At 43.3% G+C, this 12,915-nt stretch carries 12 protein-coding genes; 10 read left to right on the top strand and 2 right to left on the bottom strand.

The window, feature by feature from the left end:
• The first annotated feature begins 418 nt into the window (after window positions 1–418).
• The 3 genes from LNL84_RS00265 to LNL84_RS00255 all read left to right on the top strand — a co-directional run bounded on the left by LNL84_RS00265 (window position 419) and on the right by LNL84_RS00255 (window position 3,375).
• The gene (locus LNL84_RS00265; RefSeq protein WP_244354091.1) at window positions 419–1,933 is read left to right on the top strand and encodes a L,D-transpeptidase family protein; all 1,515 of its coding nucleotides are present in this window, start codon (window positions 419–421) and stop codon (window positions 1,931–1,933) included.
• A 179-nt stretch (window positions 1,934–2,112) separates the two neighbouring features.
• Window positions 2,113–2,658 carry a peptidoglycan L,D-endopeptidase MepK gene (gene mepK, locus LNL84_RS00260; protein ID WP_244354090.1) on the top strand — a complete coding sequence of 182 codons (546 nt, stop codon included), beginning with the start codon at window positions 2,113–2,115 and terminating at the stop codon, window positions 2,656–2,658.
• Window positions 2,659–2,721: 63 nt separating this feature from the next.
• Window positions 2,722–3,375, top strand: coding sequence for an MBL fold metallo-hydrolase (locus LNL84_RS00255; RefSeq protein WP_244354089.1), 654 nt, complete (start codon window positions 2,722–2,724; stop codon window positions 3,373–3,375).
• Window positions 3,376–3,384: 9 nt separating this feature from the next.
• On the opposite strand, the gene LNL84_RS00250 is transcribed toward LNL84_RS00255, so the two are convergent.
• Entirely contained in the window at window positions 3,385–4,053 is a 669-nt protein-coding gene (locus LNL84_RS00250) for a DUF2982 domain-containing protein (RefSeq protein ID WP_244354088.1), read from the bottom strand.
• A gap of 205 nt (window positions 4,054–4,258) precedes the next feature.
• Here LNL84_RS00250 and LNL84_RS00245 point away from each other — a divergent pair, with 205 nt between their 5' ends.
• The 7 genes from LNL84_RS00245 (at window position 4,259) to LNL84_RS00215 (ending at window position 11,988) form a co-directional block, all read left to right on the top strand.
• Window positions 4,259–4,621 (top strand): MarR family transcriptional regulator, encoded by a 363-nt coding sequence (locus tag LNL84_RS00245; protein WP_244354087.1) that lies wholly within the window; start codon window positions 4,259–4,261, stop codon window positions 4,619–4,621.
• A gap of 433 nt (window positions 4,622–5,054) precedes the next feature.
• On the top strand, window positions 5,055–6,149 hold the full coding sequence (locus tag LNL84_RS00240) for a TRAP transporter substrate-binding protein (protein ID WP_244354086.1): 1,095 nt from the start codon (window positions 5,055–5,057) through the stop codon (window positions 6,147–6,149).
• A 118-nt stretch (window positions 6,150–6,267) separates the two neighbouring features.
• Entirely contained in the window at window positions 6,268–6,810 is a 543-nt protein-coding gene (locus tag LNL84_RS00235) for a TRAP transporter small permease subunit (protein ID WP_244354085.1), read from the top strand.
• An 11-nt stretch (window positions 6,811–6,821) separates the two neighbouring features.
• The gene (locus LNL84_RS00230; RefSeq protein WP_244354084.1) at window positions 6,822–8,105 is read left to right on the top strand and encodes a TRAP transporter large permease; all 1,284 of its coding nucleotides are present in this window, start codon (window positions 6,822–6,824) and stop codon (window positions 8,103–8,105) included.
• A gap of 110 nt (window positions 8,106–8,215) precedes the next feature.
• A complete protein-coding gene (locus LNL84_RS00225; RefSeq protein WP_244354083.1) occupies window positions 8,216–9,568 on the top strand; it encodes a cache domain-containing protein in 1,353 nt (450 codons plus the stop codon).
• Window positions 9,565–10,200 (top strand): response regulator transcription factor, encoded by a 636-nt coding sequence (locus LNL84_RS00220; RefSeq protein ID WP_244354082.1) that lies wholly within the window; start codon window positions 9,565–9,567, stop codon window positions 10,198–10,200. The genes LNL84_RS00225 and LNL84_RS00220 overlap by 4 nt, the downstream gene beginning before the upstream one ends.
• Window positions 10,201–10,410: 210 nt before the next feature.
• On the top strand, window positions 10,411–11,988 hold the full coding sequence (locus tag LNL84_RS00215) for a BCCT family transporter (RefSeq protein ID WP_244354081.1): 1,578 nt from the start codon (window positions 10,411–10,413) through the stop codon (window positions 11,986–11,988).
• Window positions 11,989–12,190: 202 nt separating this feature from the next.
• Here the strand turns inward: LNL84_RS00215 and LNL84_RS00210 are convergent, their stop codons facing one another.
• Complete coding sequence (locus tag LNL84_RS00210) at window positions 12,191–12,907, bottom strand: 3'-5' exonuclease (protein ID WP_244354828.1); 717 nt, start codon at window positions 12,905–12,907, stop codon at window positions 12,191–12,193.
• Window positions 12,908–12,915 lie beyond the last annotated feature (8 nt).

Genomic DNA, 12,915 nt, shown 5'->3' with positions numbered 1-12,915 from the left:
TCGCAATAACAAGTAAGTCTGTTCTAGCAATGCCCCCTAGTGGTCATTGTTATGGAATATGAAATAGACAAATTGAAGATTACTTGAGTTACGCTCGTTACCCGATGCGTCTGGAGTTGTCGTTGAATAAGGTGAGTTTGTTGTGAGTTCGGACTCTGGAAAGCGAAATAGGCTTTCCCTTGAACTTGACACCAATGTAGTAGAATCGATGACGCAATGGGACAATCATTGGTAAAAAATCACATAATTGAGACAATCGATACTTCTCTGTGGAATGCCGCCCTATGAGGTCAAATTCTGCCATAATTACTATCTCAGCCAGTAAAAAAGATGGTAAAAAATGGGAAGTTTCACGATGAGTCGGCTTACGTTCAGAATACGCACATTGCTAGCATTCGTTGTATTGTGCAGCGTTTTAATGAGTGGCACTGTTTTGGCAATGCCAGAGAACTCGGCTGGGCCAGAGAAAAGCACGCTGCCGCTGCAATTCCCGACTCTGGTTGAACATATCTATTTGCAAAACGATCGTCAGCCTTTGTGGTTGGATTTTGAGCTAGCTGCTCAGCTTCATATGCAAATCGACATATTGAGGTTAGCCGATTTTAGCCCTTTGTTTAATGAGCAAGTTGATCGCTTGCAAAACTATTATGAAGACGGCGAACTGACGTCATTCGATTGGTTGGCGACCGATACACTTTTGCTGTACATCTCCTATGTAAAAGAGATCTCCAAACACGGTAAAAGTTGGTTGTTTAACTCCCCGCAAGAGGGGGGGTTACCACGCCCATCGACGACAGAAGTGAAAAATTTGCTTGAAGCAATAAAAACTGGACGTTTAAGCGATTATATTCAAGCACTTGCACCTCCGATGATGTCAGAAAAAGGTTTTGACGATGTTTATATCGATTTACTGGTGAAGTCACAGTTCGAGCCAGAACCTTATCAGCAAGAAGGATTAAAGAAAGCCGGAGAAAACCTATCTCCTTCTGATCGCGCGATATTGGTCGCGAGGCTTGCCATCTCCGATGTTTATTTAACCATGCCATTGCGACTGATCTCATACTACGATGCCGATTTACAAAACGCGATTGAACGTTTCCAAGCCCTTCATGGCTTAGAGGTTGACGGTATTATTGGTCCCGATACAGTTAAATGGTTGAATGTCACGACAGATCAACGCTTAAAAATGCTAGCGCTTAATGCCGAACGTTCCCGTTTGTGGCCGAAGCAGCGTGAAGCCTTGGTCGTTGTGAATGTTCCTAGTTTTGAGCTAACGTATTGGCAAGGGGGAGAGGCAATTTTTGAGTCTAAAGTTGTTGTTGGGCGCACGAGCCGAAAAACACCGTTATTAGAAACAAATATGGATTCATTGATCTTAAACCCAACGTGGAATGTGCCTTGGACAATTATGGTAAAAGATATTCTTCCTAAGGCGAAAGTTAACCCCATGTATATTTTTTCTCAGCAATTTGACGTGATTGAAAGTTGGAAAAAGAAAGATCTTGTGGATCCAACACTGATTGACTGGAAAAGTGTCGAACCTAAAGAATTTCCTTACCGTTTACGTCAGCAAGCGGGCGACAAAAATGCCCTCGGCCGTTATAAGTTCAACACTCCTAACCGAAGAGCAATCTTCCTACATGACACTCCAAGCAAGCATTTATTTGAGAGTCGCAATCGAGCCTTTAGTTCAGGCTGTGTTCGTGTTCAAAATGCAGATGTGTTCGCTAAAGTACTTTTAGACTCTCTCGGCCAGGATACACAAGAAGAGTTAACGGAACGCGAAGAGCCCGATCTTCCAAATACCGCTATTGCTTTTAAGCAGCGAATACCCGTTCATATCATTTATCAAACCGTTTGGCTTCAAGATGGACAAGCACATTTCCGAGATGATGTGTATAACTACGATTTTGACGATTTCACACAAGAATAGTGACGAACTCCGAATTTTTGATGTTTTTTCATACTAGGGTAAAATTTCTTTTTGTTCAAATAGTAAGCTGCTCATTTCAGCGGGTCATATAGCTTTAGGTTTTTATTCCCGTTTGATCTATAACGTGGAAACAAGTACGGTACAGGCCTTAGCAGTATTCCACCCATGAAAAGAGCAGTATGTTTCAAAAAGATTTTTCCCGACGTGATGTGATGAAAATGGCAGCACTCGGTCTCACAGCGTCAATGGTTCCTTCATTATCCCATGCAATGCCTTCAGCACGACCTCGCAATTTAGCGATGAACAATATTCATACTGGTGAGTCTATCGAAAGCTGTTATTTTGATGGCAAAGACTACATTCAAGGCGAACTGGCGCGTATCGACTTTCTGTGTCGAGATCACCGACGCAATGAAGTCCATGCCATGGATAAAGGTTTGTTAGATCAGCTTAATCAAATCCAACGCTTGCTCAATGTTGAGTCTGAAGTAGTGATTATTTCTGGTTATCGCTCTCCGGCGACTAATGAAGCTCTAAGGTCTAAATCTAATGGCGTGGCCAAGAAGAGTTATCACATGCTCGGGCAAGCCATCGACTTTAGACTGGAAGGCGTAAAATTAAATCATGTTCGTGAAGCGGCGTTAAGTCTTCAGGCTGGTGGCGTCGGGTATTATCCTCGTAGTCAGTTTGTCCACATTGATACTGGCCCTGTTAGACGTTGGTAAGCCTTGTCAAGAGCGCTTATGGATGTCATAGTCTCGCCAATTAATTAGAAATACAGGTATGGTATGAGTCTTAAGTATCAAGTTGTTCCGGTTACTTCGTTTGCGCAAAACTGCTCAATCGTGTGGTGTGATGAAACCATGATTGGTGTTGTAATAGATCCGGGTGGGGATGTACAACAACTCGAAATGCTAATCAAAGAACTGGGTGTTAAAGTCGAGTCTTTGGTGTTAACTCATGGGCATTTAGACCATGTGGGTGGTACAGAACCGCTGGCTCAAGCTCTTAACGCTAATATTGTTGGCCCACATCAAGCGGATAACTTCTGGTTACAAGGTTTAGAAAACCAAAGTCAAATGTTTGGTTTTCCGTTAACAAAAGCGTTTGTACCAAATCGTTGGTTGGACGACGGCGATACGGTGACCTTCGGTCAACAGACTCTTCAAGTTATTCATACGCCGGGTCATACACCGGGCCACGTGGTTCTATATAGTGCAGAAGCAAAGCAAGCTTTTGTCGGTGACGTATTATTCAAAGGTGGAATTGGTCGAACTGATTTCCCTCAAGGCGATTACAACACATTGATCGATTCAATTAAGCAAAAGCTATGGCCGTTAGGCAACGATGTAGCTTTTGTACCGGGGCATGGTCCTGAATCTACATTTGGTTCGGAAAGAGTGTCTAATCCGTTTGTCGCGGACGAAATGCCACTGTACTAGTCGGTATTCCTACCGTTCTCGCTCCGCCGCTGCTAAGTAGCGGCGGGCAAGTCCAATAAATTCATCAGCACTCCTATCTAGATCCCCCTCAGCAATAAAAATATCAAAGCCAAAAAACTCTCTTTGAAAGGTCATTCGATTAGCCAGCATGGCAGATAATCCGGTATACACTTTTCCTGAAAGGTGGGTATAGGGAGTCGAATCTAAAACAATGTCTTCAAAATTAAGCTTAGGTGCTGTTTGACGAGCGCCTACATAAAGCAGAGCTCTTTGATTTAATAAGATGTCCGTGGCAATCCGAGGGCAAATCGAATCGAGATAGGGCTGATAGTCGTTTAGGCGAATTCCAACCCAGGGCAGAGGTCTGTGCCATCCGTCCTGTTGATGCGTACAAGGACCCACACTGTGTACGTCATTCCAGCGAACGACCCAACCACCTTTATAAAAATGTTGCTGTAAATGGCTCGAGGTTAACGTGAGAATGACTCGCCCTTTGATGAGGGTGAAGACTAAGAAGCTGATCACAGATAGAAAACAGATCACCGCAACTAAGCCAACTTTTAGCGTGGGCAAACTTATCAGGATCAATAAGCTGCCTATAGTACTCAAAGCAATGAATATCATGCGGTAACTAGCCGCCATGAAATTGGGTTGATTGTATAAATGCCTTGTTTCCATACTTCATACCATATAAGCACAACTTAATATTTGTCGCACAGAAAATGAGTGGAATGTTTGTTTAAATTTTAGTCGATAGTGAACAAAGTCTGCATTTTTCGAATGGCAAAGTGTCAAGGCTCTACAAAACTCATCAAAATTTTGGTATAAATCGCGCTTCAAATTTAGACCACTGCTGTATCGCAGTGAATTGGAGAGAAACTCAATGAGACTTGCTCATAAGCGCAAAGTGCAGGCAAAACTGCAAAAGCGTATTAAAGCGGTAGTTGCAAAAACAGCAGCTGCGACAAACACAGTAAAACCTGTTGCCGCGAAAGCTCCTGTTGTTGAAACAGCAACTACGACAAAAAAAGTTGATGTAGCCCTAACTCCTAAACAGCAACAAGTCCTCGACATCGTTGCTAAGTACGCTGATGGCATCAACCCTAAAGGGATAGGCCTCGAAGCTGGTCAAGAAGACGCTAAAGCAGCTTCTTGGGCAACAGGTGCTTTGAAAAAGCTACTTGAAGAAGGCCTAGTCGCAAAAGAACAGCTTGCGGGTAACAAAGTGATTTACAAGTCTCTGTAATTCATTACCTTCAGTGTTTCGAAAAAGCTCCTTTTTTAAAGGAGCTTTTTTGATCCTGCCAGCTCGAGGCTCATTAGACATTGTTGAAACCTTCACTTCTGACGTTGAAAAGTCAAAATAGTGGATCTACTTCTCAGTTTTGTATCCTTTATGTGATGCGCACTTCACGGTTAATACGTAGTTCAATATACGTTGCTTATTCTTAATATGATTTTCTCATCTAATTGAAATATAGATAAAAATAATATATTTCCTTTTTTGTACTACGTGGTAATACGTAGTACAAAAGTCTCGGTCCGGTGCTGAGGTTTCTTTTCTTTGCGTGCTCACACGAATTTCTATGACGCGGGGCTTACACCATAGTGATTAAGAACGTGAAAGTTGGGGTATCTGAAAGTTGCTCCAAATAAGAACTTACTCAAGGAACTGAATAATGAGTCTAATAAATACATCAGTGAAACGTGTCTTAAAGAGCACTGCAATTGTTGCCGCGACGTGTTTTGCTTTCGTTGCTGGAAATGCAAACGCTGCAGATAAAGTTTACCGCCTCAAATTGGCCGAGACGTGGGGACCAAACTTCCCTGTATTTGGTGATGCTACGAAAAACATGGCAAAAATGGCAGAAGAAATGTCTAACGGGCGTCTCAAAATTCGTATCGATTCAGCGAACAAACACAAAGCACCTTTAGGTGTTTTCGATATGGTTAAATCTGGTCAATACGATATGGGGCATTCAGGCTCATACTATTGGAAGGGTAAGGTACCAAACACTCTCTACTTCACATCAATGCCTTTCGGTATGACGCCAGCTGAGCAATACGCATGGTTCTATCATGGTGGTGGCATGGAGTTAATGGAGCAGGTGTATTCTCCTCATAACCTTATGTCATTCCCTGGAGGTAACACGGATATTCAAATGGGTGGCTGGTTTCAAAAAGAAATCAATAGCGTAGAAGACCTGCAAGGTCTGAAGATGCGTATTCCAGGTTTTGCGGGAGAGATACTTGCAGAGTTAGGTGCCAAACCAACCAATATCGCACCGGGTGAGCTTTATACGTCTCTAGAACGACGCACTATCGATGCACTAGAGTGGGTAGGTCCTTCACTAGACTTGCGTATGGGCTTTCACAAAATTGCACCCTACTACTACACCGGTTGGCATGAGCCTGGCTCAGAGCTTCAATTCCTGGTCAACAAGAGAACTTGGGAAAAGCTTCCTGCTGACTTACGAGAGATTCTACGCGTAGCAATGCGTACGGCCGCTTATGATATGTATACACAGGCGACTCATGAGAGCGGTAAGAACTGGGTTTCTATTAAGTCAGAATACCCTAACGTGCAAGTGAAAGACTTCCCAGTAGAGGTCATGGTAGCACTAAAAGATGCCAACGATCGCTTACTCGCAGAATATGCAAAGAAAGACGCTTTAGCTAAAGAAATTCAGGAGTCACAAGCGAGTTATCTTAAGCAGGTTCGTTCATGGACTGATATTTCACACCGAGCTTACTTAAACAGCCAAGCTCAATAACCCCGCAACCTAAAGACTGGAGCTAGACAATAGTGTGTATTGTCTAGCTCAACACTTTTCCTCCGCTATAGTAACTCATTGCTTTAGTGGAGACCTTTGAAATTCCATGGAGTTAGGAATGAGAAGCCTTATTTATATAGAGCGATTGTTCAATCGTATAGCGGACTTTTTAGGTTGGCTGTCTAGCATTTTGTTCATTTTATTGTTAGCTAATGTCGTGTACGACGTGGTTATGCGATATGCCTTTAATGATGTATCGATAGGCTTTCAAGAAATGGAGTGGCATCTGTTCTCTGCCGTATTTTTACTTGGTGTGCCTTACGCCCTGAAAGCCGGTGGACATGTAAGAGTTGATGTCTTCTATGAGCGTTTGTCGGTCAAGGCCAGAGCGGTCATCGATCTTATTGGTACTTTTGTGTTTCTTTTCCCATTCTGTTTGCTGGTTGCTTGGTTTGGTATCGACTTTGCGAAAGAAAGTTATGCTCTAGGTGAAACTTCAGGAGATCCAGGTGGGTTGCCTTACCGTTGGGTCATCAAATCTATGATTCCAATTTCATTTTTCTTTATGGCTGTTAGCGGTGTTGGTTTAGTACTGCACTCACTAAATAAAATCTTCAATCCTCATTTGCTTTACGCGAAGTCAACCGATTCTCAAGAATAAGGAAGTTTCATATGATCGGTATAGTCATGTTTATTGTTGCCTTGTTTGCGCTGTTACTAGGATTTCCAGTTGCGTTTACATTTGGTGGTATTGCTTTGATATTTGGTGTCTGGGCCGAGGGGATAGAAATGTTCGCCTTTATGCCTTATCGAATTCAATCAATTATGGAGAACACAGTCTTAATGGCGGTTCCTCTGTTCGTCTTTATGGGCTTGGTGCTACAGAAAACGAGGCTCGCAGAGCAATTGCTTGAATCCATGGGGCGCCTTTTTGGTGGTGTAAAGGGAGGGATCGCAATATCTACCGTCCTTGTTGGTGCGCTGTTAGCCGCTTCTACAGGGGTTGTTGGTGCATCCGTTGTTGCAATGGGACTCATCTCTCTTCCGGTGATGCTCAAGTACAATTATGATAAGGGGCTTGCCTGCGGCACGATTTGCGCGTCGGGCACGCTAGGTCAGATCATTCCGCCTTCCATCGTTTTAATTTTACTTGGGGATGTATTAGGCGTTCCTGTCGGGGATTTATTTCAAGCAGCGATATGGCCAGGACTCATGCTGGTGGGTGCTTATATTGTCTATATCCTTATTTATGCCAAACTGAACCCAGAGAGTGCGCAAGTTATCCCTCGTGATGAATCCATCTCACGCTCCCAAGAAGTCAGAAAAGCACTGAAAGCGGTCGTTCCGCCATTGGCGTTGATCATTGTGGTATTGGGCTCTATCTTTGCTGGCGTCGCCACGCCAACAGAATCTGCGGCTTTGGGTGGCGCAGGCGCTATCGTTCTAGCGCTGCTTTACAAGCAATTTAGTTTCAGAATGGTCTATGATGCCGCTAAAGAAACGGTGAAAGTTACCGCTATGGTTTTCGCTATATTGCTGGGTGCAACCGCGTTTTCGATGGCGTTTACTTACACAGGTGGCGACATGCTCGTTGAAGAGTGGATGTTAGAGCTACCGGGTGAAAAGTGGGGCTTTCTAATTATTACAATGTTAGTAATCCTTATTCTTGGTTTCTTTATCGACTTCGTTGAAATCTGTTTTATTATCGTTCCAATGATTGCGCCAGTTGCAGAGTTGATGGGCATCAATATGACTTGGTTTGCCATCCTGATCGCGATGAATTTACAAACGTCCTTTTTAACGCCTCCGTTTGGCTTTAGTTTATTTTACTTAAAAGGCGTCGCACCCAACGGTGTGACAACAAGGGATATTTATCGCGGTGTAATGCCATTTATTGCTATTCAGGTGGTTGTCCTTGCATCACTGCTGATGTTCCCAGAATTGTATGGAATGTGAAGCTACTTAATGTGATGTAAACGTTGTTAAAATGTAGCGCAAATTGATAGGGTAGAGGGTGTGTCTTTTGGGCATACCCTTTTTCTTTATTGCCTATTTGGGAAGGATAAATGCCCCTCAAAGCTAAGCTTATATTACTCACTATTTTGCCTGTTATGATCGTGACAGCGAGTATTGGTTGGATAACATTGCATCAAGCCAAGGCACTTGGCGAAAACGAAATAAAAATTTTTAGAGAAAGCCTGATTGAATCCAAAGAATCTGCTCTTAAGGATTCGGTGGAGATCGCATTCGCCGCTATTTCTCATATCTATAATGACCCATTTCTTGACAAAGATACTGCTCAAAACCAGGTGAAACAGATCCTTACCCAATTGCGCTTTGGCGCCGATGGTTACTTTTTTGTCTACGACAAACATGGTACCAACCTCGTCCATCCTATTTTACCAAGTCTGGTTGGGCGAAACTTATTAAAACTCCAAGACCAAGATGGTGACTACCTGATTGAGGCTTTGCTATTCCAAGCTCAATCCGGTGGAGGCGTACATGAATACAAATGGCAAAAGCCCTCAAGTGGCGAAGTCGTTCCAAAGCTTAGTTATGCATCATGGCTTGAAGAATGGGAGTGGATGGTAGGAACCGGACTCTACATAGAAGATGTAGGTAGAGAAGTACAAGCGTTACGTACTGAAATCAACAATAATATACAAACAACCGTTTTTTCTATCGTGGTTATCTTAGCCGTCACCGTCGCTGTCATTATCGTGTTGACTCTTGCAATTAATTGGCATGAGCACAAACTCGCCGACAGAAACCTAAAAGAGCTTGCTCACAAAACGGTCATGTTCCAAGAAGATGAGAAGAAGCATCTTGCGAGGGAGTTGCATGACGGTGTGAATCAGCTCCTAGTGTCGGCCAAATGTCATTTAGAGTTACTGGGCCAACAAGAGGGGGGAGTATTGTGTCAGGCTCACTTAGATAAATCACAAAGTTCGTTGTCCAAGGCGATAACGGAAGTTCGACGTATCTCCCACAACCTGCGTCCAAGTGCGCTAGATGATATTGGACTTGAGGCGGCTCTGACTACTTTGCTGCAAGACTTTAAGGCGTACTCTAAATCGGAAACCGAAATCATATTGGATACTCAACCAGGAAAGTTGAAATCTGAGATTGCCACGACATTATATCGAGTCGTCCAAGAGTCGCTCAATAACATTGAAAAACACGCGAATGCCAGCAAGGTCGATGTGTATCTACAGCAATTTGGTGATGTGTTGCAATTGTTGGTGCGAGACGATGGTGTGGGTTTTGATGTGAATAATGCAATAAAAAGAAAAGGGATAGGATTGCGAAATATGCGCGAGCGTGTCGAATTTATTGGTGCCGAATTTGAAATTATGAGCGATTACGATTCTGGTACAGAAATAACGGTGTTACTTGACCTAAAGGGAGCGATGCGATGAGTAAAGCTATTCGAGTGGTGATTGTGGATGATCATCAAGTAGTACTTGAAGGATTTTCAGCTCGGCTAGAACGTGAACTAGATATTGATGTGGTCGCAACAGCGTCTAATGGTCTAGAGGCGATTGAGGTTGTAAAGTTACATCAACCAGATGTGGTTTTGATGGATGTTAGTATGCCAATTATGAACGGAATCGAAGCCACCGAGCTGTTAAAAGAAGATGCACCAGAAGTTAAGGTACTTATGCTTACCATGCATGATAATCGCGAGTACATAATGAAGGTCATGCAGGCTGGTGCGGTAGGCTACATGTTAAAAGAAATTTCTGCAGATAAAATGGTGCAGGCAATAAAAACGGTGAAACAGGGTTCAACCTATTTCTGTGAATCGGTCACTCAAACACTGTTTTCTCAGCCAATTAACTCAGCACGAGCAAAGGTTAATCCGTTAAGTCGTCGTGAAGAAGCGGTTCTGAAAATGGTCGCTCAAGGCAACAGTAGTAAGAAAATAGCACTGTATTTAAACATCAGTTATCGCACTGTTGAAACCCACCGACAGAACATCAAACATAAGCTTGATCTGCATTCTACTGCCGAGTTAGCCAAGTATGCGATTGATCGTGGAATGGTGTGAAGCTATTGGCATATTTGAGGCAGAATATTAAAGATTTTTTACTCTAAAAATTAGGACATTTTTCTCTAAATTTGGGAAAAACTCTCAGAATTTGTTAAACTAAACAAGATATTCAACACAAGTGACTGCCCCTTAAGGGGAAGGAAATTGTTTACCACTCACATTGAGTGGTGTTTTTTTATTAGTTCTTGTGTCAACAAGAGAGGGGATATGACCAAAGGAATTGACAAGTATAGTATCGACAGTACGGACTATACTATTGGCCAAGATAACGTTCAAAAATGGGGTTTTGATGTACATAATCCTGTGTTTGGATTTAGTGCGGGTTTCATCGCTTTATTTTTATTGCTCACAGTGATCGTTGATGCTGAAACGGCAAAAGCGACACTCGACGGTATTAAATGGCAGATCATTAATAGTTTTGATTGGCTGTTTATGTGGTCTGGTAATATTTTTGTCGTTTTCTGTTTAGCGTTAGTGGTTTCGCCTTTCGGTAAAATTCGCCTGGGCGGCAATGAGGCGACAGCTGACTTCTCATTTATGTCTTGGTTAGCAATGCTTTTTGCAGCAGGTATGGGTATTGGTTTGATGTTCTGGAGCGTTGCAGAACCAGTAGCGTACTTCACGGGATGGTATGAAACACCACTGAATGTCGCTGCAAATACCGAAGAAGCGAAAAGCTTAGCAATGGGCGCTGTGATGTTCCACTGGGGTCTTCACCCATGGGCTATCTATGCGGTAGTGGCACTGTCACTCGCATTCTTTACCTACAATAAAGGGTTACCACTGTCGATACGCTCGATTTTCTATCCTATTTTGGGCGATAGAGCGTGGGGCTGGCCAGGACACATCGTCGATATTCTCGCGGTACTTGCAACGTTGTTTGGGCTTGCAACGTCTTTAGGTTTAGGTGCACAACAAGCAGCAAGTGGTATTCATCATGTCTTTGGGTTGGAATCGGGCATGGGGCTGCAAATTGCGGTTATTGCTGTTGTGACTCTTTTGGCTGTGGTATCAGTTATTCGTGGTATTGATGGCGGTGTTAAAGTCATTAGTAACGTCAACATGGTTGTCGCATTTGTTCTCCTCATTATGGTTGCGCTTATTGCGTACGCAGTGACTTTTGGCTCTATACCAACAACCTTTATGGCTTACGTGGAAAATATCATTCCATTGAGCAACCCGCATGGTCGTGAAGATGAAGCATGGATGCACGGCTGGACAGTATTCTATTGGGCATGGTGGATCTCATGGTCCCCATTTGTAGGTATGTTCATTGCGCGTGTGTCTAAGGGTCGCACGATTCGCCAATTCATTACAGCCGTGCTAATTGTACCAACAGTGGTGACTATTGTTTGGATGTCAGTATTCGGTGGCTTGGCCATTGATCAAGTGATTAATCAAGTGGGTACACTAGGTGAACATGGTCTACGAGACGTACCACTAGCAATGTTTGAAATGTTCGATGCACTGCCATTTGGCACTGTATTGTCGATGATTGCTATCGTTCTTGTACTGGTTTTCTTTATTACGTCATCTGATTCAGGCTCATTGGTTATCGACAGCATCACGGCTGGTGGTAAAGTCGATGCACCTGTTACTCAGCGCGTTTTCTGGGCGTTTATGGAAGGTGCGATTGCGGTAGCATTGCTTTGGATTGGTGGTAGTGAAGCCATTCAGGCACTGCAAGCTGGCGCGATTTCGACAGCTCTACCGTTCACTATTATTTTGTTGCTTATGTGTGTCAGCCTTCTGATGGGTATGAGAACGGAAGAAAAATACAGGTAACGGCTTTCTCGATGAGTTAGGTCAGTTAATTAAAAAACCACCTTAGAATACTAAGGTGGTTTTTTTATAGTGCTAAGCGATGGCTTTGTTTTGCAAGCGAGCGATCTTTTGTAAGAGGTCACAGACTTGCAAAAGAAATTAGACTTGCAAAATTATTAAGGATTGGCGATTAATATCTTCTTAGCTTTTAGCATCGGCAGAATTATAACCACAAATCCTCTATATCCGTATCGGGGCTAAAGTGGTAAGACACTTGAGCCTGCAGTAACTCGGCGGTGGCTATTGCATCCGTTAATGCATTATGGGGTGGGTAATCAGGAAGCCCATACCGTCTTCGAGTTTGGCCAAGACGAACAGAATCTGCCACTTTGCCTTTTATCCTATTAATGATGCCGCTACTGGCTTTTTTCTGGTAGTCAGACTCGATTTGTAGGGTGTCTAAAACAGGGAATTCTATTCCTTCACCTATCATTCTATCGAGTGCGTTGTTTAGAAATTCCCGCTCTATTCGCCGATAGTGAACGACGACAATCTTACCTGATAGCGCTGAAAGCACTTCTTCGAGAATGTCATTGAGTTTCGGAGCATCAACAATGTCATTGTGGGTGATGCCGTGAATGACAACGGACCCTTCTTCGAGCTTTGCTTTTGGGCGCACGGTCCAATGTTGGGCTTTGCCTAAACGTATACGCGATAGGCTGAAAGGGACAGTGCCTATCGAAACAATACCATCACTTTCAGGGTCTAAGCCTGTAGTTTCTATGTCTAACGCAACAAACTCAATGTCTTTGAGAGGCGTATTACCGGGCATCACGCCGCACTGATAATAGTCTACAAGACGATGATCTTTAGCCTGATGAGCCAAAGACGCAAATTTGTTTGGCCACGGTATTCTTGGGGTTTGGAATAAACGTTTAATCATGCTAC

It is taken from the genome of Vibrio gelatinilyticus (assembly GCF_022836845.1).
Taxonomy (GTDB): domain Bacteria; phylum Pseudomonadota; class Gammaproteobacteria; order Enterobacterales; family Vibrionaceae; genus Vibrio; species Vibrio gelatinilyticus.
Note: the sequence above shows the minus strand (reverse complement) of the source record. Positions and strands in the feature narration are given on the sequence as shown.